This is a genomic window from Sphingomonas sp. NPDC019816, assembly GCF_050274375.1.
Taxonomy (GTDB): Bacteria; Pseudomonadota; Alphaproteobacteria; order Sphingomonadales; family Sphingomonadaceae; genus Sphingomonas.
On sequence record NZ_JBNNOB010000051.1, the window covers coordinates 1 to 22974 of the forward strand.

At 67.0% G+C, this 22974-nt stretch carries 24 protein-coding genes and 2 pseudogenes; 17 read left to right on the forward strand and 9 right to left on the reverse strand.

What is annotated here, in order from left to right; genetic code table 11:
• Positions 1–198 precede the first annotated feature (198 nt).
• Together ACQKJZ_RS09460 and ACQKJZ_RS09465 are read right to left on the reverse strand one after the other, a co-directional pair.
• A complete protein-coding gene (locus tag ACQKJZ_RS09460) occupies positions 199–600 on the reverse strand; it encodes a hypothetical protein (protein WP_427730915.1) in 402 nt (133 codons plus the stop codon).
• Complete coding sequence (locus ACQKJZ_RS09465) at positions 597–1028, reverse strand: TIGR01244 family sulfur transferase (protein ID WP_427730917.1); 432 nt, start codon at positions 1026–1028, stop codon at positions 597–599. The genes ACQKJZ_RS09460 and ACQKJZ_RS09465 overlap by 4 nt, the downstream gene beginning before the upstream one ends.
• Positions 1029–1236: 208 nt before the next feature.
• Between ACQKJZ_RS09465 and ACQKJZ_RS09470 the strand changes: the two genes are divergently transcribed.
• The 5 genes from ACQKJZ_RS09470 to ACQKJZ_RS09490 all read left to right on the forward strand — a co-directional run bounded on the left by ACQKJZ_RS09470 (position 1237) and on the right by ACQKJZ_RS09490 (position 7044).
• A complete protein-coding gene (locus ACQKJZ_RS09470) occupies positions 1237–2262 on the forward strand; it encodes a YncE family protein (RefSeq protein WP_427730918.1) in 1026 nt (341 codons plus the stop codon).
• A gap of 50 nt (positions 2263–2312) precedes the next feature.
• Complete coding sequence (gene crtY / locus ACQKJZ_RS09475) at positions 2313–3473, forward strand: lycopene beta-cyclase CrtY (RefSeq protein ID WP_427730920.1); 1161 nt, start codon at positions 2313–2315, stop codon at positions 3471–3473.
• Positions 3383–4945, forward strand: a complete 1563-nt coding sequence (locus ACQKJZ_RS09480; protein ID WP_427730951.1) for a phytoene desaturase — start codon at positions 3383–3385, stop codon at positions 4943–4945. Before crtY ends, ACQKJZ_RS09480 begins: the two co-directional genes overlap by 91 nt.
• A gap of 155 nt (positions 4946–5100) precedes the next feature.
• Positions 5101–6057, forward strand: coding sequence for an alpha/beta hydrolase (locus ACQKJZ_RS09485; RefSeq protein ID WP_427730921.1), 957 nt, complete (start codon positions 5101–5103; stop codon positions 6055–6057).
• A gap of 78 nt (positions 6058–6135) precedes the next feature.
• Positions 6136–7044, forward strand: coding sequence for a hypothetical protein (locus tag ACQKJZ_RS09490; protein ID WP_427730923.1), 909 nt, complete (start codon positions 6136–6138; stop codon positions 7042–7044).
• 130 nt (positions 7045–7174) lie between these two features.
• Here the strand turns inward: ACQKJZ_RS09490 and ACQKJZ_RS09495 are convergent, their stop codons facing one another.
• Together ACQKJZ_RS09495 and ACQKJZ_RS09500 are read right to left on the reverse strand one after the other, a co-directional pair.
• The gene (locus ACQKJZ_RS09495) at positions 7175–9001 is read right to left on the reverse strand and encodes an ABCB family ABC transporter ATP-binding protein/permease (RefSeq protein WP_427730925.1); all 1827 of its coding nucleotides are present in this window, start codon (positions 8999–9001) and stop codon (positions 7175–7177) included.
• A 252-nt stretch (positions 9002–9253) separates the two neighbouring features.
• Positions 9254–11224, reverse strand: coding sequence for a S9 family peptidase (locus ACQKJZ_RS09500; RefSeq protein WP_427730926.1), 1971 nt, complete (start codon positions 11222–11224; stop codon positions 9254–9256).
• Positions 11225–11345: 121 nt separating this feature from the next.
• On the opposite strand from ACQKJZ_RS09500, the gene ACQKJZ_RS09505 reads away from it, so the two are divergent.
• The gene (locus ACQKJZ_RS09505; protein ID WP_427730928.1) at positions 11346–11576 is read left to right on the forward strand and encodes a hypothetical protein; all 231 of its coding nucleotides are present in this window, start codon (positions 11346–11348) and stop codon (positions 11574–11576) included.
• 122 nt (positions 11577–11698) lie between these two features.
• Here ACQKJZ_RS09505 and ACQKJZ_RS09510 read toward each other — a convergent pair whose 3' ends face one another.
• The 3 genes from ACQKJZ_RS09510 to ACQKJZ_RS09520 all read right to left on the reverse strand — a co-directional run bounded on the left by ACQKJZ_RS09510 (position 11699) and on the right by ACQKJZ_RS09520 (position 14445).
• The gene (locus ACQKJZ_RS09510) at positions 11699–12649 is read right to left on the reverse strand and encodes a phytoene/squalene synthase family protein (RefSeq protein ID WP_427730929.1); all 951 of its coding nucleotides are present in this window, start codon (positions 12647–12649) and stop codon (positions 11699–11701) included.
• Positions 12646–13227 (reverse strand): TIGR00730 family Rossman fold protein, encoded by a 582-nt coding sequence (locus ACQKJZ_RS09515; protein WP_312487413.1) that lies wholly within the window; start codon positions 13225–13227, stop codon positions 12646–12648. The genes ACQKJZ_RS09510 and ACQKJZ_RS09515 overlap by 4 nt, the downstream gene beginning before the upstream one ends.
• Positions 13228–13422: 195 nt before the next feature.
• Positions 13423–14445 carry an alpha/beta hydrolase gene (locus ACQKJZ_RS09520; protein ID WP_427730931.1) on the reverse strand — a complete coding sequence of 341 codons (1023 nt, stop codon included), beginning with the start codon at positions 14443–14445 and terminating at the stop codon, positions 13423–13425.
• Between the two features lie 183 nt (positions 14446–14628).
• Here ACQKJZ_RS09520 and recQ point away from each other — a divergent pair, with 183 nt between their 5' ends.
• The 5 genes and pseudogenes from recQ to ACQKJZ_RS09545 all read left to right on the forward strand — a co-directional run bounded on the left by recQ (position 14629) and on the right by ACQKJZ_RS09545 (position 18910).
• Positions 14629–16398 carry a DNA helicase RecQ gene (gene recQ, locus ACQKJZ_RS09525; RefSeq protein WP_427730933.1) on the forward strand — a complete coding sequence of 590 codons (1770 nt, stop codon included), beginning with the start codon at positions 14629–14631 and terminating at the stop codon, positions 16396–16398.
• A gap of 13 nt (positions 16399–16411) precedes the next feature.
• Complete coding sequence (locus ACQKJZ_RS09530; protein WP_427730935.1) at positions 16412–16936, forward strand: GNAT family N-acetyltransferase; 525 nt, start codon at positions 16412–16414, stop codon at positions 16934–16936.
• 282 nt (positions 16937–17218) lie between these two features.
• Positions 17219–17503, forward strand: a pseudogene (locus ACQKJZ_RS09535) (sterol desaturase family protein); the annotation flags it as partial.
• Positions 17502–17954, forward strand: a complete 453-nt coding sequence (locus tag ACQKJZ_RS09540) for a DUF2141 domain-containing protein (protein WP_427730936.1) — start codon at positions 17502–17504, stop codon at positions 17952–17954. The pseudogene ACQKJZ_RS09535 and the gene ACQKJZ_RS09540, both read left to right, overlap by 2 nt.
• A 71-nt stretch (positions 17955–18025) precedes the next feature.
• The gene (locus tag ACQKJZ_RS09545) at positions 18026–18910 is read left to right on the forward strand and encodes a MipA/OmpV family protein (protein WP_427730938.1); all 885 of its coding nucleotides are present in this window, start codon (positions 18026–18028) and stop codon (positions 18908–18910) included.
• Positions 18911–18944: 34 nt separating this feature from the next.
• On the opposite strand, the gene ACQKJZ_RS09550 is transcribed toward ACQKJZ_RS09545, so the two are convergent.
• Positions 18945–19460, reverse strand: a complete 516-nt coding sequence (locus ACQKJZ_RS09550; protein ID WP_427730940.1) for a hypothetical protein — start codon at positions 19458–19460, stop codon at positions 18945–18947.
• An 80-nt stretch (positions 19461–19540) separates the two neighbouring features.
• Here ACQKJZ_RS09550 and ACQKJZ_RS09555 point away from each other — a divergent pair, with 80 nt between their 5' ends.
• Positions 19541–19978 (forward strand): DUF1810 domain-containing protein, encoded by a 438-nt coding sequence (locus ACQKJZ_RS09555; RefSeq protein ID WP_427730942.1) that lies wholly within the window; start codon positions 19541–19543, stop codon positions 19976–19978.
• A 54-nt stretch (positions 19979–20032) separates the two neighbouring features.
• Here the strand turns inward: ACQKJZ_RS09555 and ACQKJZ_RS09560 are convergent, their stop codons facing one another.
• Positions 20033–20416 (reverse strand): hypothetical protein, encoded by a 384-nt coding sequence (locus ACQKJZ_RS09560; RefSeq protein ID WP_427730943.1) that lies wholly within the window; start codon positions 20414–20416, stop codon positions 20033–20035.
• A gap of 125 nt (positions 20417–20541) precedes the next feature.
• On the opposite strand from ACQKJZ_RS09560, the gene ung reads away from it, so the two are divergent.
• From ung to ACQKJZ_RS09585, 5 genes and pseudogenes are all read left to right on the forward strand, one after another.
• On the forward strand, positions 20542–21237 hold the full coding sequence (ung, locus tag ACQKJZ_RS09565) for a uracil-DNA glycosylase (RefSeq protein ID WP_427730945.1): 696 nt from the start codon (positions 20542–20544) through the stop codon (positions 21235–21237).
• Between the two features lie 106 nt (positions 21238–21343).
• Positions 21344–21655: an alkylphosphonate utilization protein gene (locus ACQKJZ_RS09570; RefSeq protein WP_427730947.1), complete on the forward strand. Its 312-nt coding sequence runs from the start codon at positions 21344–21346 to the stop codon at positions 21653–21655.
• Between the two features lie 38 nt (positions 21656–21693).
• Positions 21694–21948: a type II toxin-antitoxin system Phd/YefM family antitoxin gene (locus ACQKJZ_RS09575; protein ID WP_427730949.1), complete on the forward strand. Its 255-nt coding sequence runs from the start codon at positions 21694–21696 to the stop codon at positions 21946–21948.
• Positions 21949–22001: 53 nt separating this feature from the next.
• Positions 22002–22211: pseudogene (locus tag ACQKJZ_RS09580) on the forward strand (Txe/YoeB family addiction module toxin); the annotation flags it as partial.
• A gap of 367 nt (positions 22212–22578) precedes the next feature.
• Complete coding sequence (locus ACQKJZ_RS09585; RefSeq protein WP_312487396.1) at positions 22579–22860, forward strand: DUF3892 domain-containing protein; 282 nt, start codon at positions 22579–22581, stop codon at positions 22858–22860.
• Positions 22861–22974 lie beyond the last annotated feature (114 nt).

Below are 22974 nucleotides of genomic sequence, written 5' to 3' on the forward strand. Positions count from 1 at the left end.
CACCAAGCTACCTTGATCCATCGCAAACGTCCCCCCGCCTGCAACCATGAATCACCGTCGCACGACTTTTGCAACGATCCCCTCAAGGGGAGGGGGACCAGCGAAGCTGGTGGAGGGGTGTCCCGCTCTCGATAGGGTTACACCCCTCCGTCATCGCTGACGCGATGCCACCTCCCCTTACAGGGGAGGAATAGCGAATCAGGCCTTCAGCCGCCGGATGTCCAGCACGTCGACCCCGGCCAACCTCACCGGTCCGAACCGCCCCTCGACCTCGGCGATGATGCCCTCGGTGGTCGAGCGCACGCGGGTCCAGGGGATTTCGCGCACCGCGAGCACCCGGCCCTGCAGCTTGATCGCCGCCACCCGGCCATCGGTCGCCACCGCCAGCGCGCCCTGCCCGTCCGCGCCGACCACCGCGCCCGATACGGTGAAGCCGCTCAACGCCGCCTCGGCGGCGGCGGCCACATCCTCGGGCGAGCCGACGCGGCGATCGCGCCGCCGCCGGAGCAGCAGACCGATTCCGGTGCCGCCCAGCACCATGCCCGCGACCACGCCCGCAATCGTCCAGCCGACCATGGTCCCGGCCAGCGGCAGGCTCATCCTTTCGCGCTCGCCAGCGCTTCGAGGGTCGGGCGCAGGCCGGACAGGTCATAGCCCGCGCCTTCCGCCTGCATCACGATCAGGGTCGGGTTGCGCCCCGCCTTGGCCGCCGCCAGCGCCCACAAATTGCAGCTGCGCGTGCCCGAGCGGCAATAGGCCAGCACCGGCCCCTTGGCCTCGACCAGCGCCTGGGTCATCTGGTCGACCATCTCGTGGCTGAACCCGCCCGGCGTCACGGGGATGGCGGTATAGGCCAGCCCCTGATCCTCGGCCGCCGCGCGAATCGCGTCGCCGGTCGGCTGGTTCGGCTCCTCGCCATCGGGACGGTTGTTGACGATGGCGGCATAGCCCGCCGCCTTGATCGCCGCGACGTCCTCGGGACGAATCTGGGGGGCGACGGCAACGCTTTCGTTCAGGGTGCGGATCATGCGGCTCACCTATTCAATGGGCCGTTTCACCGCAACATGCGCCGATGCCCTTCGCACCGAAAAGACGCATCGGGGCGGGCTTGGCTCCCCCGGCCACCGACTTTCCTTTGCCAGGGGATAATGATCCACGCTGGCAACGGAACCGATCCGACCCGGCCCGCGTCTGTCCATGCGATACCCCGTCGTCCGCAGAAAAAGGCCCATCTCCATGTCGCTGATCGATCGCCGTCAAGGCCTATGGGGTCTGGCGGCCCTGGGAGTGGCGGCGGCGCTACCGATCGCATGGCGCCGGGCGCAGGCCGCCGCCCCGACCGGCACGGGCACGCTTGCGCTGGTCGAGAAGGGCGAAGGCCGCGTCGCCTTCTACGACATCGCCGATGGTCGCCGCCTGGGCAGCGTTCCCTTGGGCACGCAGCCGCATGAGATGGTCGCCGATCCCGCAGGCCGCTACGCCTATATCGGCGGGTATGGGGTCAAGGGCTGGCAGGCGGCGGGCGATGGCGGCCAGCAGCTCTGGGTGATCGATCTGGGCGAGCGACGCTTGGCCCGCACCATCGATCTGGCCCCGCACCGCCGCTGGCACGGGATGCGGATGGACGCGCAGGGACGGCTCTATGCGCTGTCCGAGACCGACAGCCTGCTCGCGCGGTTTGACACGCCCGCTACCGCCGACACGCCCGACCGGATGATCCCGGTCGGCGGCGCGCGTAGCCATTATTTTGTCGTCCGCCGCGACGGCACCCGCGCCTATATCGCCGACACGATGAGCGGCATGGTCATCATGGTGAACCCCGACGATGCCAGCTTCGCCCCCGTGAAGCAGCATATCGGCAAGGCCCCCGAAGGTCTGGCGCTCAGCCCGGACGAGCGGACGCTCTATGTCGTCGACCGTCCGGCGGGCATCCTCCATGCGCTCGACGCGACGACGCTTCGCCCCCGTGCCCGCACGACCTTGCGCGGCGAAGCCGTACGGGTGATCGTCCAGCCCGATGGCCGGCTGATCGTGTCGAACCAGGCGGACAGGAGCCTGACCCGTCACGCGCCCGGCACCCTGGGCGAGGAGGCGCGCCTGCCCCTGCCCGCCGCCGCGCCGGGGCTGAACCTGCCGTCGGGCAGTCCCACGCTCTATGCCGCGCTCGACAACAATCGGCTGGCGATCATCGATCTGGCGGGCTGGAGGATCGTGCGCGATTTCGCCACCGGCGACGCGCCCGACACGGCGGTGCTGCTGTGACGCGCCGCCGGCCCTTTGCGTGAGGATCGCTTTGCGGTAGCGATGGCGTGATGGCAGCCACGATTTCCTGCGATGTCGCGATTGTTGGCGCGGGGCTGGCCGGTGGCCTGATCGCGCTGGCGCTCAAGGCACGGCACCCCTCGCTCGACGTGCGTCTGATCGACGCGGCCGAGACGGTCGGGGGCAATCACGTCTGGTCCTTTTTCGGCAGCGACGTCGCCAAGCGCGATCGCTGGATCGTCGAGCGGCTGGTCGCGCATGGCTGGCGGCAATATGACGTCGCCTTCCCCGCCCATTCGCGCACGCTCGACCAGACCTATTATTCGATCGAAAGCCGCCGTCTCGACGCCGAGGTACGCCGCGTCCTGCCGCCCCAGGCGCTGATCCTGAGGCGCAAGGTGCTGGCGGTGTCGGCCACCGCCGCCGTGTTCGCCGATGGCGACCGGGTCGAGGCGAAGGGCGTGATCGACGCGCGCGGCGTGGGCGACCTGTCGGCGCTGTCGTGCGGCTGGCAGAAGTTCGTCGGACAGGAATTGCGGCTGTCGCGCCCACATGGCTGCACCCGCCCGGTGGTGATGGACGCCACCGTCAAGCAGATCGACGGCTATCGCTTCGTCTATGTCCTGCCCTTCGCCGAGGACCGGGTCTTCGTCGAGGACACCTATTACTCCACCTCGTCCGAGCTGAACCGCCGCGCCATCGTCCAGCGGATCGAACGCTATGCCGAGGCGCGTGACTGGGTGGCGGCCGAGGTGATGCATGAAGAGGCCGGCGTCCTGCCGGTCGCGATGGGCGGCGATTTCGACGCCTATTGGCGCAGCGGCGGGGCCAAGACGCCCAAGGCCGGGATGCGCGCCGGGCTGTTCCATCCGACCACCGGCTATTCGCTGCCCGACGCCATCCGGCTGGCGGCGATGCTGGCCGAGCGGACCGATTTCACCGGTGCCGACCTGCACGATGCGACCTATCGCATGGCGCGGGCCGCCTGGGACGCGCGCGGCTTCTATCGCATGCTCGACACGATGTTGTTCAAGGCCGCCGAGCCCGATGAGCGATACCGCGTGCTCGAGCGTTTCTATCGACTGGCGCCCGACCTGATTGGGCGATTCTATGCGGGGCAATCGACCATGGCCGACAAGGCACGAATTTTGACCGGACGGCCACCGGTGCCGATCCTGCGCGCCATCTCGGCGCTGAGAGGCCGCGCATGAAGAGCGCGGTCGTCATCGGATCGGGGTTCGGCGGGCTGGCGCTGGCCATCCGCCTGCAATCGGCGGGCGTCCAGACGACGATCGTCGAGGCGCGCGATAAGCCGGGCGGCCGGGCCTATTATTGGGAGCGGGACGGTTTCACCTTCGATGCCGGTCCCACCGTCATCACCGATCCGGCCTGTCTGGAGGAGCTGTGGGGCCTGACCGGACGCAGCATGTCGGAAGACGTGCAGCTTGATCCCGTCCACCCCTTCTACCGGCTCAACTGGGCCGACGGCACCAATTTCGATTACAGCAACGACGACACCCAGCTGCGCGCCGAGATCGCCAAGCTGAACCCCGACGACATCGCCGGCTATGGCCGCTTCCTCGACTATGCGGCCGGCGTGTACCGCGAAGGCTATGAGAAGCTCGGTCATGTCGCGTTCCTCGACTTCGCCTCGATGGTGAAGGCCGCGCCCGCGCTGGCGAAGTACCAGGCGTGGAACTCGGTCTATGCCATGGTGTCGAAGTTCGTGAAGTCGGAGAAGCTGCGCGAGGCGCTCTCCTTCCACACGCTCCTCGTCGGCGGCAATCCGATGACGACCAGCGCCATCTATGCGCTGATCCACAAGCTGGAGCGCGACGGCGGCGTCTGGTTCGCGCGCGGCGGGACCAACCGGCTGGTCGCCGGCATGGTTGCGCAGTTCGAGCGGATCGGCGGCGTGCTGCGGCTGGGCGATCCGGTCACCCGGATCGAGACGCTCGGCGACCGCGCGACCGGCGTCGTGACCAAGAGCGGCCTGACGATTCAGGCGGATGCGGTGGCGACCAATGCCGACATCATGCACAGCTACCGCGATCTGCTGTCCGACAACCGTTCGGCTCGGCGCACGGTCAACCGGCTGGAGCGCAAGCGCTACTCGCCGTCGCTGTTCGTCGTCCATTTCGGCATCAAGGGCAGCTGGCCGGGCATCCCGCACCACATGATCCTGTTCGGCCCCCGCTATAAGGGCCTGCTGACCGACATTTACGATACCGGCGTGCTGTCCGAGGACTTTTCGCTCTACCTCCACCATCCGACCGTCACCGACCCCAGCCTCGCGCCCGAGGGGCATTCGACCTTCTATGCGCTGGCCCCGGTGCCGCATATGGGCAAGTTCCCGATGAACTGGGACGAGGTCGGGCCGATCCTGGAAAAGCGCATCCTGGACGAGGTTGGTCGCCGCCTGATCCCCGACATCCATGAGCGGATCGTGACCAAATTCCATTATGCGCCGTCGGACTTCGCCACCGACCTGAATGCGCATATGGGCTCGGCCTTCTCGCTGGAACCGATCCTGACGCAGAGCGCCTATTTCCGGGTGCACAACCGCGACGATTCGATCCCTAACCTGTATTTCGTCGGTGCGGGCACCCATCCCGGCGCGGGGATTCCGGGCGTGGTCGGCAGCGCCAAGGCGACGGCGGCGCTGATGCTGGATCGGAAATAACGACTGATAGTGCCCCCCGTTCAGCCTGAGCGAAGTCGAAGGCCAAGGGATTACAGCCGCCACAAACGGAATTGGGGATAGGACTATGCGTGGCCTTCGACTTCGCTCAGGCTGAACGGGGGCTGGGGATCGAGAGTTAGGAGGGGTAGGTCATTATGCCGTTCGTCACGCTGATCGCCGCCCTGCTGGCCACCACCGCACCGCTGGCGGACCGCGACATCGCCGCGCCCGGCCCGCAAGGACCGCTGAAAGGCAGCTGGACGGGGCCGGAGGGCGCGGAGACGCCCGTCATGTTGATGATCCCCGGATCGGGGCCGAGCGATCGCGACGGCAACAGCCCACAGGGGATCAAGGCCGCCCCGCTCCGCCTGCTGGCCGAAGGGCTGGCGGCCAAGGGCATCGCCAGCGTGCGGATCGACAAGCGCGGCATGTTCGCCAGCGCGGGCGCGGTGCCCGATGCCGACCGGGTGACGATCGACGATTATGCCGCCGATACCCGCGCCTGGATCGCCGCGATCCGCTCGAAGACGGGCGTCCCATGCGTCTGGGTGCTGGGGCACAGCGAGGGTGGGCTGGTCGCGCTGACCACCGCCGCCGCCGATCCGGCGGACTTGTGCGGCGTGATCGCGATGGCCAGCCCAGGCCGTCCGCTGGCCCAGATCATGAAGGCGCAGTTCCACGCCAATCCCGCCAATGCGCCGCTGCTGCCCGATGCCGACCGCCTCATCGACACGCTGGCGGCGGGCAGGACGGTGCCGGCATCGACGCTGACGCCGCCGCTGTCGATGATCTTTCGCGACGCGGTACAGCCCTTCGTGATCAGCCTCTATGCCAAACGCCCAGCCGCCCTGGCCGCCGCGATCACCAAGCCGATGCTGATCGTGCAAGGCGAGGCCGATCTCCAGGTGACGGTGGCGGATGCACAGGCGCTGAAGGCGGCACAACCCAAGGCCACGCTCGTGCTGTTGCCCAAGGTCAGCCATGTGCTGAAGACGGTGGAGGGCGACAGCCGAGGCGCCAATCTGGCGACCTATGCCGATCCCAATCTGCCGCTGGCGCCCGGCGTGGTCGAGGCGGTGGCCCAGTTCGTGACGGCGCACCCGTCCCAATAGATTTCGCCCGCTCCGGCCTTGTTGCCGCCATGATCGCCGCTGACGTTGCGCTTGCGCAACATGATGGGAGTGATGTTCGTGGCCTTCGATTCGGTGCGACTTGTATTGCTGCCCGTCCTGCTTCTGTCGGCGGCGGCGACGCCTCCGCCCGAGCGGGTGGTCGCGCCGGATGGACGTGAGACGCTGTCGATCAACGGTGTCGCGCGCACCGTGCTGATCGATCCGGCGGCACCGGGCCTGCCCATCATCACCGAGGAGTTCGCGCATATCGCCGGGCTGAAGCCCGGCTGGATCGACCTGAGCTTCGGCGTCGGTTCCGAACAGATCGAGGCCAAGACCGCGCTCGGCAACCTCCAGAGCGGCACCGCCAAACCATATAAGCGGCGGATCGCCTATGCCACGCCGCGCTACCGGGAGGGCTTTGACGGCGTGCTCGGTCCCGCCAGCCTGGAAGAGCCGGTCATCCGCTTCCGCCTGCGCGATCCGCAGCCGGGTGAGCATGTCACCAGCCTGCCGATGGTCGGCGGCGGCATGATGGGCGACTGGAAACCGCGTTACGCCCTGGTCGAAGTCGGTGGCGAGCCGATGCGCATCATCCTCGATCCGCACAAGCCCCGCACCACGACCAATGCCGGCGGCGCGGTGCGGCTGGCGCGCAGCCATGGCGGGCAGATGTCGGGCGCGTCGCTGCCGCTCGACATCGTCTTCGGCATATCCCGCCCGACACGGACGATGACGCTTCAGACCCCGCTCGCGATCGGCCCGTTGACGCTCAACCAGCTGAACGTGCGCACCGTCGATTATGGCAGCACCGCCACCATCGGCGACGCCGATGCGCCCGGCGATCCCGATGAAGTCGTCGTCACCGGCAAGGGCAAACGCGATCCCAGAAGCGACTGGATTTCGATCGGTGCGGACCAGTTGCGCCGTTGTTCGTCGATCGTGTTCGACAAGCCCGCCAAGCAGGTGCGGCTAAGCTGTCTGTAAACGCCTTCCCGGCACGGGGCGGTGGCGGGCCTGACGGAGGCGGACTTCCACACAGGGCGCCCCGTGCGGCGATCCCCCTCCACCACCGCTTCGCGGCGGTCCCCCTCCCCTTACAGGGGAGGATTTTGCCTTACGCCAGCAGCGCGTCCTCCGCTGCCTCTTCCACCTCGGCGGCCTGGCGCGCCCACATTTCGGCGTACAGCCCGTTCCTCGCCAGCAACTCGCCATGGGTGCCGCGCTCGGCGACGCGACCGCCATCGAGCACCACGATCTGGTCAGCATGGACGATCGTCGACAGGCGGTGCGCGATGACCAGCGTCGTCCGCCCGCGCTCGATCGCCTGCAGCGTGGCGAGGATGTCCGCCTCGGTCCGGCTGTCGAGCGCGCTGGTCGCCTCGTCCAGGATCAGGATCGGCGGGTTCTTCAGCAGGGTGCGCGCGATCGCCACGCGCTGCTTTTCGCCGCCCGACAGCTTCAGCCCGCGCTCGCCGACCCGCGTCGCATAGCCCTCCGGCTGGCGCTCGATGAAGTCGGCGATGGCCGCGCCCTTGGCCGCGCGCTCGACCTCGGCCTCGCCCGCGCCTTCGCGACCATAGGCGATGTTGTAGCCGATCGTGTCGTTGAACAGCACCGTGTCCTGCGGCACGATCCCGATCGCGGCGCGCAAGCTGTCCTGCGCCACGCCCGACACCGGCTGGCCATCGATGGTGATCCTACCCTGATTCACGTCGTAGAAGCGGTAGAGCAGCCGCGCGAGCGTCGACTTGCCCGCCCCCGACGGCCCCACCACCGCACAGGTCGTCCCCGCCGGCACGTCGAGCGTCAGGCCCTTCAAGATCGGGCGGTCCGGCTCATAGCCGAAGACGACATCATCGAAGCGGACATGCCCGCCCGTCACCGCCAGCGCAGGCGCACCGGGGGCGTCGACCACCTCGGCAGGGGTATCGATCAGGTCGAACATCGCGCCCATGTCGATCACCCCCTGGCGGATGGTGCGATAGACCATGCCGAGCAGGTCGAGCGGGCGGAACAGCTGCGACAACAGGGTCGAGACGAAGACGACGTCACCCGGCGACGCCGCGCCCCGACTCCACTCGCGCACCACCCAGGCCATGGCGAAGCCCAGCATCAGGCTGGTGATCGCCGCCTGCCCGACATTCAGCCAGGCGAGCGAATTTTCCGACTTGGTCGCCGCGCGCGCATAGGCGGCGACGCCATTCTCATACCGCCGCGCCTCGCGCTCCTCGGCGTTGAAATACTTGACCGTCTCGAAGTTGAGCAGCGAGTCGACCGCGTGCGCCACCGCGCCGGTATCGAGGTCGTTCATCCGCGTGCGCAGCGCATTGCGCCAGTCGGTCACCTTGCGGGTGAAGACGATGTAGAGGACGACCATCACCAGTGTGGTGACGACCAGCACCGGCCCGAAGCTGCGCCCGAAGATCGTCAGCACCAGCCCCAGTTCGAGCACCGTCGGCGCGATGTTGAACAGCAGGAAATACAGCATCGTGTCGATGCTCTTGGTCCCGCGCTCGACCACCTTGGTCACCGCACCGGTGCGCCGCTCCAGATGGAAGCGCAGCGACAGGCGGTGGAGGTGGCGGAAGACATCCGCCGACAAGCGCCGGGTCGCGTCCTGCCCGACCATCTCGAATACCGCGTTGCGCAAATTGTCGAACAGGGTCGTGCCGAACCGCGCGCCCGCATAGCCGATCACCAGCAGCACGATCAGCATCACCGCGCCGCGATCACCCCCCGCCATCCGGTCGATCGCATATTTCAGCGTATAGGCCGCCCCCAGCACCTGGATCAGCTTGGACAGCACGACCAGCGCCATCGCCGCCACGATCCGGGCACGGAGCGCGGGCGCACCGGCGGGCCAGAGATAGGGGAGGAAACGGCGAAGCGTCGGGATCAGCGGCCGGTCAGGCGTACCGGCGGTGGGGTCGAGTGGCGGCATGTCGACCCCATGTCGGCGGAATGGAGGGGAAGTTCAATGGGGGTGGTTTGGGGATCACATCTGGGTAAGTCGCCCGTGGCCTTACCCTCCCCCAGCCCCTCCCGCCTGCGGGAGGGGAGCGGCTAGAGGTGATCGGTGGCCTTCCCTACGCTGGGTAGGTCCTCGCTTTCCCCGATTACCACAAGACTCCCCTCCCGCAGGCGGGAGGGGTTGGGGGAGGGCAAGGTGTCTCACCGAGCCCCGCGCCTACCATCACTTCAATCCGGTCACGAACTCCCCACCATGCTTCACCTGCGCGGTCGAGGCCTTCAGCGTCTCGCCGATCGGCTCCGCACGGCCGCCCAGACACGGGCTGAGGAAATTCTCCGTCACCGCGTTGAAGGCGATGTTGTTCGCCGGCCGGGCAAAGCCATGCCCTTCGTCGGGGAACACCACATAGGTGACCGGGATGGACTTGGCCGCCATCGCCTCGACGATCTGGTCGCTTTCGGCCACGTTGACGCGCGGGTCGTTGGCGCCCTGCCCGATCAGCAGCGGTTTCGTGATCCGGTCGACAAAGGTCAGCGGCGAGCGCTCCTTGAGCAGCGCGCGACCCTCCTCGGTCGTGGGATCGCCCATCCGCTTGTAGAATTGCTGCTTGCCCGCTTCCCAATAGGGCGGGATCGTCTTGAGCAAGGTGAACAGGTTGGACGGGCCGACGATGTCGACGCCGCAGGCGAACTTATCGGGCGTGAAGGTCAGGCCGGCGAGCGTCGCATAGCCGCCATAGGACCCGCCCATGATCGCCACCTTGTCGGGCCGCGCCACGCCCTGCTTGACCGCCCAGTCGACCGCATCGATCAGGTCGTCATGCATCTTGCGACCCCATTGCAGGTCGCCCGCCGAAATGAAGTTCTTCCCGAAACCGGTCGAGCCGCGATAATTGACCGACAACACCGCATAGCCGCGATTGGCCAGCCACTGGTGATAGCCGTTATAGCCGAAGCCATCGCGCGCCCACGGCCCACCATGGACCAGCAGCACCATCGGCACCGGCCCGGTCACGCCCTTGGGCTTGGTCAGGTACGACACCAGGGTCAGCCCGTCGCGCGCGGGGATTTCGACCGCCTCCATCGGCACCAGCGGCGCATCGGCCAGTTCGGGACGGCTGACGTAAAGCTGGGTCAGCTTTTTGCCCTTGCGGTCGTACAGCCAGGTCGAGGCGGGCGCGGTGACGGGATCGAAGGTGACGAGCCACTTGTCATCGGCGTCGGTGCGCGATCCGACCGAGAACTCGCCCTTGTTCTGCGCCTTCAAAAAGGCGAGGTCGGCCTTCACCGCATCGCCGACCGGCAGATATTCGTTCTTCAGATAATCGACGGCATAGGCCTCGACCCGGCCGGTGCGGGGATTGAACAGCGCGCCCGACACGTCGGCCTTGGGGCTTTCGCCGACGACCGTCATCTTTCCGCTGGCGACGTCCTGCGCCATCAGCGCGGCGGTGTTCCGCCCCCGGCTGTCGATCCAGTAGAGCGTCTTGCCGTCGACGGTGAAGCCCATCGGCGCGGTGGTCAGCGAATCGTCCAGCCCGAACTGGACGACCGGCGTCGCCTCGACGGTGGTGCCGTTCACCCGGTAATAGTCGGACCCGCCATCGGGCCGCGCCTTGGACGCCATGCGCAGCTTCAGCTGATCGTCGGCGATGAAGCCGGCATAGCCGTCATTCTGCATCACCTTGGTCAAGGCGCCGCTGGTCAGGTTGAGCTCATAGACGTCGTGCCAGCGCGGATCGCGGTTGTTGACGCCGATCAGGATGCGATCCTTGATCGTCTCGCTGGTGCCGATGACGCGCACCCGGGTCTTTTCGAACGGGGTCAGCGCCTTTTGCGCGCCGGTCGCGACATTGACGCCGTAGAGCAGGAAATTCTCGTCGCCGCCCTTGTCGTTGACGAACAGGATCGACTGGGAATCGGGCGACCAAAAGGTCTGGCGGATCGGCCGCCCCTTCTCGGCGGTCAGCGGGCGCGCCTGGTCGGGCGTGGCGATGGGCGCGACCCAGACGTTGAGCACGCCGTCGCGCGGCGCGATGAAGCTGATCCACTTGCCATCGGGGGAGAGCTGGCCACCCACCTTGGTCGGGTTGCCGAACAATTTGGTACGCTCGATCAGCGGCACGTCCGCCGCCATCGCCGTCTGCGCCACCATCAGTGCCGCACTCGCCGCCAAAAATGCCTTGAACACCATATCATGCTCCCACCCTTTTGACTGTATTGCCGGAGCATGACAGTCGGCGTTCGATCCGACAAGCGCGATTTCGGAACCGCTGGGCGCTGGTTTCGTTTTTACCAGCAAATGGAGGCGGTTAATGGAACCGATTTTCTATGTGATGGCGATCCTCGGCTGCGGCGATGGCAGCATCGATTGCACCGAGGCGCGGATGGTACCCGCCCGCTACGAAACCATGGCCCAGTGCCGCGCCGATCTCGCCAACCGGATTGCCGCCAATACCGATGTACCCTATCCGGTGATCGGCGCCGATTGCCGCCGCATGGGCGCGCAGATGGCGAAGGCAGAGCGCAAGCCGTCACGGGGCTGAAGCTCAACCTTTACCTCCGTTCAGCCTGAGCGAATTCGAAGGCCAAGGGAATCCCCTCACCATCATCTTGGCATAGGTCGGAACGTGGCCTTCGACTTCGCTCAGGCTGAACGGACGGGGGATTACCGGGGCCGCGTCCAAAGCGCGGGATCGCGCGGGATGATCGTCATCTTGTCCCGCCGCGCCGCCTGCACGCTCGCCACCGTCATGAAGCGCAGCTTTTCCGCCTTGCTGGTTCCGACCCGGCTGTCCCAGGCGCGCCGTCCGCGCCTGGCGACCTTGCGCCCGATCGCGCCGTAGATGGCCGCCGCCGACAGCACCGCCCAGGCCGAGCGATAGGACAAGGCCGGCGTCCCCATCCGTGCGCTCGCCTCGAACCGGGCGGCCTGATCGGTCAGCCGGCGAGCCAGCGCGCTCAGGCCGGGCCGGTGCGACGGCGCCATGATCGCATCGGGCGCGATACTCTTATAGGCCAGCCACTCGCTGGGCAGGTAATGCCGGCCGGCGCCCGCATCCTCGGCGATGTCGCGCGCGATATTGGCGAGCTGAAACGCCATGCCCAGATCGCAGGCACGGTCGAGTGTCGCCTCGTCATCGGGCCGCACCCCCATCGTCACCGCCATCATGCAGCCGACGACGCCCGCGACATGATAGCAATAACGGTAAAGATCGTCCTCGCTCCGCGGCCGCCAGTCCTCGGCATCCAGCGCGAAGCCGGCGATCAGGTCGCGCGGCCAGCGATGCGGCATCCCCGTCTCCGCCGCGACGACCCGCAGCGCGTCGAAGGCGGGATCGCCCACCACCTGCCCCGCCAGCGCCGCCTCGGTCTTGTCGGTCAGTTCGGCCAGCCGCGCGGGCGCATCCGCCACGCGGGTCATGCCATGGCCGTGATCCTGCCCGTCGGCGATGTCGTCGCAGCGCCGGCACCAGGCATAGAGCAGCCAGGCGCGCTCGCGCGTTTCGGGATCGAACAACAGGCTGGCCGCCGCGAAGCTTTTCGAGCCGCGCGCGATCGAGGCCTTGGCCGCCGCCACCAGCGCCGCCCGTTCGGTCGGGGCGGCGGGCTGGCTCACAGGTCGCTCGCGTTCATGCGCACGATCGGCTGGGTGGGGACATGCGCCGCCATCCGGTCCAGCAGCCCGTCGAGCGTGGCGTCGACGATCAGCAGGTCGCGGTGCTGCGGCCGCAGGAAACCGACCTCGCCCATCTTCTCCCAGAAGGCGACGAGATGGTCGTAATAGCCGCCCGTGTTGAGCAGCCCGACCGGATCGGCATGATAGCCCAGCTGCGCCCAGCTGAGCGCTTCCCACAATTCATCCATCGTGCCGGTCCCGCCCGCGATGGTGACGAACCCGTCGGACAGGTCGGTGAACGCCTTCTTGCGCTCATGCATGCCGGGCACGACATGAAGTTCGGTGAGGCCGCGATGCGCGACCTCGGCATCGACCAGCGCCTGCGGGATGATGCCGATCACCTCGCCCCCCGCCGCCAGCGCCGCATCGGCGACCGCACCCATCAGGCCCAGCCGTCCGCCGCCATAGACGACACCGATTCCCCGCTCCGCCAGGCCCCGCCCGACGCTGCGCGCCATATCGAGATATTGAGGATCCGAAGGGGTCGCCGACCCGCAATAAATGGCCAATCTCTTCATGATGGGAGCGCTAGGCGATGGCGCGGGGCGGGGCAAGCGGGGTTGCGGCCAGCCGACCGGTTCGGCGCCGTCGCGGCAGGCGAAGACCGCCTTCGCGCCTGCGATCAGTGTGGCCCAGACCTGCGAAAAGACAAGATTGCCCCGCCAGCGCGACGATCCGGTCGACGGCTCCAATCGGATCGGTTCCGCCCTGCCTTACCGGGACGGGCCGCGTCTTGGCGTCAACATGCCGATGTCCTGCAACCATTGCTGCACCTGCCCCGGCCATTGCGTCGTCACCGGATTGGCCGTCGGCCGCAGGCCGAAGGCATGCCCGCCTTTGGCATAGACCCGCATGTCGACCGGCACCTTCGCCGCGTTCAACGCCAGCGCATAGGCCAGCGGCTGGCGGATATCGTCCATCGCATCGTCCATCGCATGGAGGATCATCGTCGGCGGTGCCTTGGCACTGATGGTCACCCAGGGGCGTAGTTCGAGACTGTTCTTCCCCTTGCTGTTGTCCAGCATCCGCGCGGTATAGGCGATGACCGCGAAATCGGGGCGCGGCGACTGGCGATCGGCGGCATCCGCGATCCGATAGCTGCGCTGCTCGGTATTGCTCATATTCGCGGCGAGATAGGCACCGGCGGAAAATCCGATGACGCCGATCCTGTGCGGATCGATCCCGTAGGTCGCCGCGCGCTGGCGCAACAGGCCGATGGCACGCTGCGCATCCTCCAGCGCGAGCAGGGTCTCGGGCCGCTGTTGCCGGCCATCGACCACAGGCCACACCTGCGGCGTGCGGTATTTCAACACGGCGCAGGTCATGCCGTGGCGCACCGCCCAGTCGCACATCTCCGTACCTTCGAGGTCCATCGCCACCACCTCGAACCCGCCGCCCGGCAGGACCAGCAAGGCGGCACCATTGCCGGGTCCCTTGGGGCGATACAGTGTCATGGTGGGGCGGGTGACATAGGTCGCCCAATGCCATGTCCGCCCCGCGACCAGCCCAGTGCCGTTGCCGGTCGCCTCGGGCCGATCCCCGGAGTCCGGCTTGGCGAGCGCCACCTCGGGTGACCAAAGCGGTATCTGCGCGCCCCCATAAGCCGGCTGCCAGATACCGACGCGCTCGTTCTTGGGAAGCGGCGCAGGCTTGGCGGGATCAGCCTGCGCCAGGGCCGCCCCGGCGCAGACACATGCCCCCAGCGCACTGGCCAACCCGAATCGTGACACACGCATACCGCACCCCAAGGGACCGTGGCGGACGGCCGCCATGATAAATCGTCTGGACCACGCTATCGCCGCAGCTGCGTCCGACAAAGCCCGTTCGATACCGCACGGTGCAAATCCCTCTCCGGGTCAAAGGCAATTCCGGCCGCCCCGCCCTTCCCCCGCCCCCATGCCGTCGCTACATGGACGCGGATGGTCGCCGACCCCCTTGCCAAGCTCCATGAAGTCTTCGGGTACAGCCAGTTCCGGGGTGTCCAGGACCAGGTGGTTACCCGCGTCCTGAACCGGCAGCGGACGCTGGCGGTGATGCCCACTGGTGCGGGCAAATCGCTCTGTTATCAGCTGCCCGCCGTGATGATGGACGGATGCTGCGTCGTGGTCAGCCCACTGATCGCGTTGATGCATGACCAGCTGCGCGCGGCCGAGGCGGTCGGCATCCGCGCCGCCACGCTGACCAGCGTCGACCAGAACCGCGCCGAGACGGTCGCGCGCTTCCGCGACGGCCAGCTCGACCTGCTCTATGTCGCGCCGGAACGCGCGTCATCGACGCATTTCCGCGAGCTGCTGGCGTCGGCCCCGCTCAGCCTGTTCGCGATCGATGAGGCACACTGCGTCAGCGAATGGGGCCACGACTTCCGCCCCGATTACCGGCTGCTCGAACCGCTGATGGATGCCTTCCCGGAGGTGCCCCGGCTCGCGCTGACCGCGACCGCCGATGCGCATACGCGTGCTGACATCGCCAAGCAGCTGGGCATCCCGACCGAGGGCATGATCGTCTCGGGCTTCGACCGGCCCAATATCCGCTATGCGATCAGCCCCAAGGCGAATGTGAACCTGCAGATCGCGCGCGTCGTCGCCGATACGCCCGGCCCCGGCATCGTCTATGCCCAGACCCGCGCCGCGACCGAGAAGCTGGCCGAAGCGCTGGCCCGCACCGGCCGCCCCGTGCGCGCCTATCATGCCGGGCTGGACCCCGCCGTGCGCGCGAGGAACCAGGCCGATTTCGTCGCATCCGAGGACATGGTGATCTGCGCCACCGTCGCCTTCGGGATGGGCATCGACAAGCCCGATGTCCGCTTCGTCGCCCATGCGGGCCTGCCGAAGTCGATCGAGGCCTATTATCAGGAAACGGGGCGCGCTGGGCGCGACGGCGACCCCTCGGTCGCGCATCTTTTCTGGGGCGCCGACGACTTCGCCCGCGCCCGCCAGCGCATGGCCGAGGTCGAACCCGAACGACAGGCGGGCGAGCGGGCACGGCTGTCGGCGCTGGGTGCGCTGGTCGAGACGGGCGGATGCCGCCGCCGCATCCTCTTACGCCATTTCGGCGAGGAACTGGCGGAGGATTGCGGCAATTGCGACAATTGCCTCGGTAGCCCCGATGCGGTCGATGCGACGACCACCGCGCAAAAATTCCTCTCCGCCGTCTTCCGCACCGGCCAGATGTTCGGCGCGGGCTATATCGAGCAGGTGCTAACCGGCCAGTCCACCGAGCGCAGCCTGATGAACGGGCACGAGGCGCTGTCGGTGTGGAACATCGTCTCGGGCGACGAGGCGGCGCTGCTGAAACCCGTCCACCGCGCGCTGTTGCTGCGCGACGCGCTGCGCACCAATCACCATGGCGGGCTGGAGTTTGGGCCCGCCGCGCGCGCGCTGATCAAGGGCGAGGCGCGGCTGTCGTTGGTCCTGCCGCCCAAGCGCGAGAAGAAGGGCCGCCGCGCAGCACCCGTCGCCGCCAATCCGGCGGACAATCCGCTGTTCGAGGCGCTGCGCGCCAAGCGTCGCGAGCTGGCGCAGGAGGCGGGCGTGCCGCCATACGTCATCTTCCACGATTCGGTGCTGCGCGACATGGCGGCGCAGCGACCCGGCAGCCGCGCGGCGCTGTCGCTGCTGTCGGGCATCGGCGCGCGCAAGCTCGACGCTTATGGCGAGGCGTTTCTGGCGGTGATCCGCGACGCCGCGTAATATCCCGCGCGTCATGACCTTCCACGCCCCCGCCCCGACCCTGACCACCGAGCGACTGGTGTTGCGCGGTCACCATCCCGACGATCTCGATGCGCTGGCAGCCATGTGGGGCGAGCCGGCGGTCTATGCGATGATCGGCGGCAAGCCGCGTTCGCGCGAGGATGTGTGGATACGGCTATTACGCTCGATCGGGTGCTGGGCGGCGTTCGGCTATGGCGCCTGGGTCGTATGCGACCGGAGCACGGGCACGGTCCTGGGCGATATCGGCCTGCTCGAATCGCGCCGCGCGATTACACCGGAACTGACCGTGCCGGAGATGGGGTGGACGCTGGCACCGGCGGCGCATGGCAAGGGCTATGCCGCAGAGGCGATGCGCGCGGCGCTGGAATGGGCGGACGGCCGGGGGATCGGGCGGACATGCTGCATCATCGATCCAGGCAATGCCGCCTCGATCCGACTGGCCGGAAAGCTGGGCTACCGGGCCCCGGTCGAGGGGATCTATCACGAGCGGCCGATCCTGATCTTCCACCGGGGATAGGTGGCCTTCGCGCCATCCGACCGGCGTTGAGGCGATGACATCCGGTGGCTTTGGGGAAAGCCCCCTCGCCTGAAGGGGGGGGTGATTCGGCCTCACCTCATCTCGCTCCAGAGGGCGTATCGGGCCGTCAGGCTTCCCGATCATCACGGTCGCGGCCTATCCGAAGGCCGATCGGCTACGCCCCACCGGATATCGCCGCGCGTTCATGCGCATGAAAGTGCCGCAAGCACTTCACTTTACCGGATTTGGCCCATCCGCCCGCCCCGACGGCGATGGCCTCTCCCGATCTTGCCGGTAACTGGCGCTGTGGCAATTCCGCTACTCGTGTTCCCGATTCCGGTTCCTTTTCCCGCGCTCGGCTTGGTGCTGGCGATCATGGCGGTTATGGGCTTGGACAATCACACGGGCTGGGAAGCCTTTCCCCGCTTCGTGTGACGGGGGCACCTGGGGGGGTGGCTCATCACCGCCAGCCACGATCGATGGCATCATGAGCAATATGGGTGCAATTATGGCCTTTACTTCCGGTTCTGGGATCGACGGTGCGGGACGGACCGGAGGCTGGGGAATGGCGCGCGCGGCCTGGCGCGGGCGGCGCGGCGCGTCGGTGCTGCTGGTGCTGGCGGCGTTGCCACTGATCGGCGCGGCGCCGGTCAGCCGGCTGGACATCGGCATCGAGCAGCTGCGCTCGGCCAAGGGCATGGTCCGCCTGTGCCTGACCGCCGACCCCGACAATTTCCCGGCTTGCGTCGACGATGCCCGCGCGCTGACGCGGTCGGTGCCCGCCGGGCAGCATGGCCTTCGTGTCGATGGCCTGCCGCACGGCCAATATGCCGCCGCCGTCATCCATGACGAGAACAACAATGCCAAACTGGATACGCTGGCGGGCATCCCGCGCGAAGGCTTCGGCTTTTCGCGCAATCCCGCGATCCGCTTTGGCCCGCCCCGTTTCAAGGCGGCGCGGTTCGCCCTGGATTCTGTTGCCGAAACACAACAGATTCGGATGCGATACATATTCTGAAACAAACGGCCGGAGCGAAATCGCCACCGTGACGTTGCATTTCCGATAACCTATTCAGGGAGTGTTCCGTCTTGCGCCTTTTCTCGCGCGTTGTCGCCCCGATGATCGTCACGGGCGCGCTATCCCTGTCGATGCCCGCCATGGCCCAGGATACCACGATCTCCAGCAATCCCGGCGCGGCCGAGATGGCCGGCCAGCTGGGCAAGAACACGGTCACCATCGGTCTGGGCGCCGCCTATCTGCCCGATTACGAAGGATCGAACGACTATCAGTTCAGCCCCGCGCCGGCCGCCCTCGCCTATATCGACGGGCATACCATCACTTATATCGGCAACCGGATTTCGGTCGACCTGATCGGTGACAAGGCCAATCGCGATTGGGATATTCAGGCGGGGCCGGTCGGCGTGGTCAATCTGGACCGTAACTCGACCTCGGGCATCGACGATCCCCGCGTCCGCGCGCTGGGCAAGATCGGTGCGGCGGTGGAACTGGGTGGTTATGTCGGCATCGGCAAGATCGGCGTCGTCACCAGCCCCTATGACCGGCTGTCCGTCTCGATCAGCTATCGCCATGACGTGACCGGCGTGCATGACAGCGGCATCTGGCAGCCGAGCATCAATTACTTCACCCCGCTGTCGACCAAGGCGGCGGTCGGCCTGTTCGCCACCGCCGAGCATGTCGGGCGCGGCTATGCCCGGCGCTATTTCTCGATCACGCCGGATCAGAGCGTGGCGAGCGGCTTTCCCGTCTATGCCGCGCGCAGCGGGTGGAAGGACTGGTCGGTGGGCGGCTTGGCGACCTATTCGATCACCGGCAACCTGCTGAAGGGGTGGAAGCTGGTCGGCGGCCTGACCTATGGCCGGATGGTCAATGATTTCGGCGACAGCCCGATCGTGTCGCAGGCGGGTTCGCGCGGCCAGTGGCTCAGCGCGCTGGGCATCGCCTATACCTTCTGACGGTCGGGATCGGGCCGGGTGAACCGGCCCGCTCTCATTCCTGCGGGCAGTCACCGGGACGGGTGACGGGGGCGCCGCCCATATACCATTGGCTGCGGTCCCCCATCGTCTCCCGGTCGTGATAGCAGACCTGCGCCTTGCCGGTCTTCATATCCATCTGCATCGTCCAGTTGCTGTCGACGCAGTCGTGCGGGGTGCAGCCATGCGCGGCCAGCCCTTGCGAGCCCATGGCGAAGATCGGCACCGTCACCGCCCCGCGCGACATGATCCGCTGCACCAGCTTCTGGTCGCCCACCGCATCGTGCAGTGCGCTGGCCACCTCGGTCCGGTCGAAAAAGGCGACGCCATCGACCGCGTCGTTGGGATAATGGCTGATATAGGCCCTGAGCGGCGTCACCTGCGCCACGCCGGCAACGGGGGTCGGGCGCGCGGTTCCCGGCGGCGTGAAATTGCCCGGCGCGACGTCGGAATGGGTATCGTCGTTGGTGCCGCCACATGCGGAAAGCGCCAGCAGGGCCAGGGGGGCAAGGCAGGCGAAACGGCGCATCATACTCTCCTGACGGTCGCGTCCTCGTGACGCATATAATCTTTTTTCGGGAACGCACCGGCGGCGCGAGCGGTTGCCGGAGCATGGCCCCCATCACCCCCGATCCGCTGGCGCGCTTTGTCGACGCCCAGATGCGTGATTTCGCCACGGCGCTCACCGAATTGCAAGCCGGGCGCAAACGAAGCCACTGGATGTGGTATATTTTCCCCCAGATCGCGGGCCTGGGCCGCAGCGAGACCGCGCGCCATTACGCGATCGCCGATGCCGACGAGGCGCGCGCCTATCTGGCACATCCGCTGCTCGGCCCCCGCCTGATCGGGGTGGTACGCACCGCCTGCGCCGCGCCCGGTCCGGCCGAGGCGATATTCGGCGGCATCGACGCGATGAAGCTGCGCTCCTCGCTCACCCTGTTCGCGGCGGTGGCGAACGACCCCGCGCCGTTCCGCGCGGGACTGGACCGCTTCTTCGAGGGACGGTCCGACCACGCGACGCTGCGCCTGCTGGATCACGCCACGTCCTGATCCTGGCCGTGCCGGGGCGGGTGGACCGGCCGAACCGGTCCACCGTCATGCACCTCAGCCGTTCGTCTTGACCGGCGCGGGGCCGGTGACGGTCGCGCCGCCATCGGCGGTCAGCACGATGGTCCATTGCGCGACGTTGTCGCACACTGCGGTCCAGGTCGGGTTGCCGTTGGTCGGCGCGATCTCTGCCATGCTGGTCACCGACTGGCAGCTCGCGCCGCTGGTGCCCGAATCGCGGATCGCCCGGAACAGCACGCCGCGCCGCTGCCCCTCTGGCAGGTCGCGGACCTTGGCGCCCAGCTCGTCGGCGCTCATCGCGCTGGTGTTGGTCGTCGTCGCCGCCGTCGCGTTATTGGCAGGGGTGTCGTTCGATCCGCCACAGGCGGCCAGCGGCAGCGCGGCGGCCAGAATGGTGGAGGCGATGATCGTACGCTTCATGAACATGCTCCTGACAGGTCGTGCGGCCGGCGGGAATGACGACCGTATCGCCTGCACAACGATTATCCCCCATCACGGTTGCGTCGCGGTTGCGCCGCGATGACGCCAGCGGCATGACACGCGGCATGAGCGATATTCGTCTGCACGAAAGCTGGCTGGCCGCGCTGCGGACCGAGTTCGACGAGCCTTATATGAAGGCGCTGAAGACCTTCCTGGCCGAGGAGCGCGCCGCCGGCGAGCGCATCTTCCCCCGCCCGACCGAATGGTTCCGCGCGCTGGACCTGACGCCGCTCGATCAGGTGCGCGTCGTCATCCTGGGGCAGGACCCCTATCATGGCGAGGGGCAGGCGCATGGCCTGGCTTTCTCGGTCCAGCCCGGCGTCCGTCCGCCGCCCAGTCTGGTCAATATCTACAAGGAGATGGCGACCGACCTCGGTATCGCGCCGCCCTCTCACGGGCTGCTCGACCATTGGGCGCGGCAGGGGGTGCTCCTGCTCAACTCGGTGCTGACCGTGCGGATGGGGCAGGCAGCCTCGCACCAGGGGCGCGGGTGGGAGCGGTTCACCGACGCCGTGATCCGCGCCGTCGCCGCCAAGCCCGAGCCGGTCGTCTTCATTCTGTGGGGCGCCTATGCCCAGAAGAAGGCCGGGTTCGTGCGCGAGATGGGCGCGGGGCGGCACTGCGTCCTGACCTCGGTCCACCCCTCGCCCTTGTCGGCGCGGGGCGGCTTTTTCGGATCGAAGCCCTTTTCGCGTGCCAATGATTTTCTGGTCGAGCATGGCCAGCCGCCGATCGACTGGGCGCTGCCGCCCCTCTCCTGACGACCTGTCCTGATCGCGGCGGCCCTATCTGTAATCGCGCTGGCATCATTACGCATGAGCGCGCATAGGGCCGCCCATCCCCCTATCTGACGAAGGAATATGCGCGATGGCCGATGACGAATATGTCTATGACGAAGCGACCGGCGAATGGATCAGCGCCGCCGACGCCGCCGCCAAGGGCGGCGCGACCGGCGACGACGGTGCGGTCGTGGTGCGCGACTCGGTCGGCAATGTGCTGAACGACGGGGATCAGGTGACGCTGATCAAGGACCTGACCGTCAAGGGCGCGGGCCAGACGCTGAAGCGCGGCACCCTGATCAAGTCGATCCGCCTGACCGGCGATGCGCAGGAAATCGACTGCAAGTTCGACGGGATTAAGGGGTTGGTCCTGCGCGCGGAGTTCGTGCGGAAGCGGTGAGGGTTGACGTTCGCGGGGACGTGGGCGAGCTTCAGTTTATGCAGGCCGTCTCCTTCACCGAAGCGTCCGCAAATCTGGAGGCGATGATCGACAAGGTCGTCGCCGACCGCGCGCCCATGGCGATCACCCGCCAGCGGGGCGAAGGGGCCGTACTGATCTCGGCCAGCGAATGGGCGTCGATCGAAGAGACGTTGTACCTGCTACGCTCGCCCAAGAATGCCGAGCGTTTGCTGGAAAGCATCGCGGGACTCGAAGCGGGCGGCGGCGAGACACGCGATCTTATCCAGCCATGAAGGTCCAATTTTCAGCGTGCTCCTGGGTCGAGTAACTCGACCTCCATGCGCATGACGCGAAGCTGTTCGGCAAGCTCAGTGCTCTAATCAAGGAATGCTGCCGCCACCCGTTCAAGAGGAACGGCAAGCCCGAGCCACTGGGCGGCAATCTGTCAGGCTGGTGTTCGTGCCAGATCAGCCATGAGCATCGGCTGGAATACCGGATGGCGGGCAGCAACGACGAGCAGGTCCTGCAAGTTGCGCAGTGCCGGTATAATTATTGATCCATAACGGATGCGATTGTGATGGGCGCCGCTTGGCTGCCCATGCCACGCCCATCACGTCAGAGATTACGGTCCAGCCGCAACACACTATCCTCAGTTCGTGCTCAAGCTTGACGCCCGAACCGGTCAGTGTTCCCCACAAGTACCGCACCGCGAATTTTTTGAAAAGTATAGTGTGGGCATTATTTTTTGTTGACGAGTGCTACGCGCGCTGCTGAGATCAGCAAGTCGGGGTGATCGCTGGAACCGATCACCCCGATAGCGGCAGGCATCCCCGCCGGTGCTTAGACAGCCCGGTAAATTTATGGGGCCGCTCCAGTCACGTCAACCGCTCTGATGCCTGAGCGGCGGGGCGGAGCCATAACAAATGCCGAATACAGCCCAAATCCAGTGCATCAACAAGACGAACCGCTACAGCGCGCATGACAGGATTTCGCATGTCGGCGGCACCTACCCCAGCCGATGGAAACTGACGCAGGAAGAGGCCATTGCAGCGATCGAGTCCGGACAGTGGCAATTCTACGTCTCGGTCGGGGGGCAAACGGCATGGGTGATCGTCACCCGGTCGGGCGCAGGCAATAAATATCTGAAGACGCAGAATGACGGCGAGCAACCCAATAATCTGCTGAGCCTGCCTGAATGCCCGTAATCTGAATGGTGAAGGGCGGGCTGATAATCAGCCCGCCCTTCATCCCTTAAACCGTTTTCCCTTGGCCTTCGACTTCGCTCAGGCTGAACGAAGGTTAGGAGTCTGGGCCGCATC

Bases quoted from the DNA above. Each gene is read 5' to 3' on its own strand.
- ACQKJZ_RS09460 (WP_427730915.1), bottom strand. From the start codon at position 600: ATGAGCCTGCCGCTGGCCGGGACCATGGTCGGCTGGACGATTGCGGGC.
- ACQKJZ_RS09465 (WP_427730917.1), bottom strand. From the start codon at position 1,028: ATGATCCGCACCCTGAACGAAAGCGTTGCCGTCGCCCCCCAGATTCGT.
- ACQKJZ_RS09470 (WP_427730918.1), top strand. From the start codon at position 1,237: ATGTCGCTGATCGATCGCCGTCAAGGCCTATGGGGTCTGGCGGCCCTG.
- crtY (WP_427730920.1), top strand. From the start codon at position 2,313: ATGGCAGCCACGATTTCCTGCGATGTCGCGATTGTTGGCGCGGGGCTG.
- ACQKJZ_RS09485 (WP_427730921.1), top strand. From the start codon at position 5,101: ATGCCGTTCGTCACGCTGATCGCCGCCCTGCTGGCCACCACCGCACCG.
- ACQKJZ_RS09495 (WP_427730925.1), bottom strand. From the start codon at position 9,001: ATGCCGCCACTCGACCCCACCGCCGGTACGCCTGACCGGCCGCTGATC.
- ACQKJZ_RS09500 (WP_427730926.1), bottom strand. From the start codon at position 11,224: ATGGTGTTCAAGGCATTTTTGGCGGCGAGTGCGGCACTGATGGTGGCG.
- ACQKJZ_RS09505 (WP_427730928.1), top strand. From the start codon at position 11,346: ATGGAACCGATTTTCTATGTGATGGCGATCCTCGGCTGCGGCGATGGC.
- ACQKJZ_RS09515 (WP_312487413.1), bottom strand. From the start codon at position 13,227: ATGAAGAGATTGGCCATTTATTGCGGGTCGGCGACCCCTTCGGATCCT.
- ACQKJZ_RS09520 (WP_427730931.1), bottom strand. From the start codon at position 14,445: ATGCGTGTGTCACGATTCGGGTTGGCCAGTGCGCTGGGGGCATGTGTC.
- recQ (WP_427730933.1), top strand. From the start codon at position 14,629: ATGGTCGCCGACCCCCTTGCCAAGCTCCATGAAGTCTTCGGGTACAGC.
- ACQKJZ_RS09530 (WP_427730935.1), top strand. From the start codon at position 16,412: ATGACCTTCCACGCCCCCGCCCCGACCCTGACCACCGAGCGACTGGTG.
- ACQKJZ_RS09540 (WP_427730936.1), top strand. From the start codon at position 17,502: ATGGCGCGCGCGGCCTGGCGCGGGCGGCGCGGCGCGTCGGTGCTGCTG.
- ACQKJZ_RS09550 (WP_427730940.1), bottom strand. From the start codon at position 19,460: ATGATGCGCCGTTTCGCCTGCCTTGCCCCCCTGGCCCTGCTGGCGCTT.
- ACQKJZ_RS09555 (WP_427730942.1), top strand. From the start codon at position 19,541: ATGGCCCCCATCACCCCCGATCCGCTGGCGCGCTTTGTCGACGCCCAG.
- ACQKJZ_RS09560 (WP_427730943.1), bottom strand. From the start codon at position 20,416: ATGAAGCGTACGATCATCGCCTCCACCATTCTGGCCGCCGCGCTGCCG.
- ung (WP_427730945.1), top strand. From the start codon at position 20,542: ATGAGCGATATTCGTCTGCACGAAAGCTGGCTGGCCGCGCTGCGGACC.
- ACQKJZ_RS09570 (WP_427730947.1), top strand. From the start codon at position 21,344: ATGGCCGATGACGAATATGTCTATGACGAAGCGACCGGCGAATGGATC.
- ACQKJZ_RS09575 (WP_427730949.1), top strand. From the start codon at position 21,694: ATGCAGGCCGTCTCCTTCACCGAAGCGTCCGCAAATCTGGAGGCGATG.
- ACQKJZ_RS09585 (WP_312487396.1), top strand. From the start codon at position 22,579: ATGCCGAATACAGCCCAAATCCAGTGCATCAACAAGACGAACCGCTAC.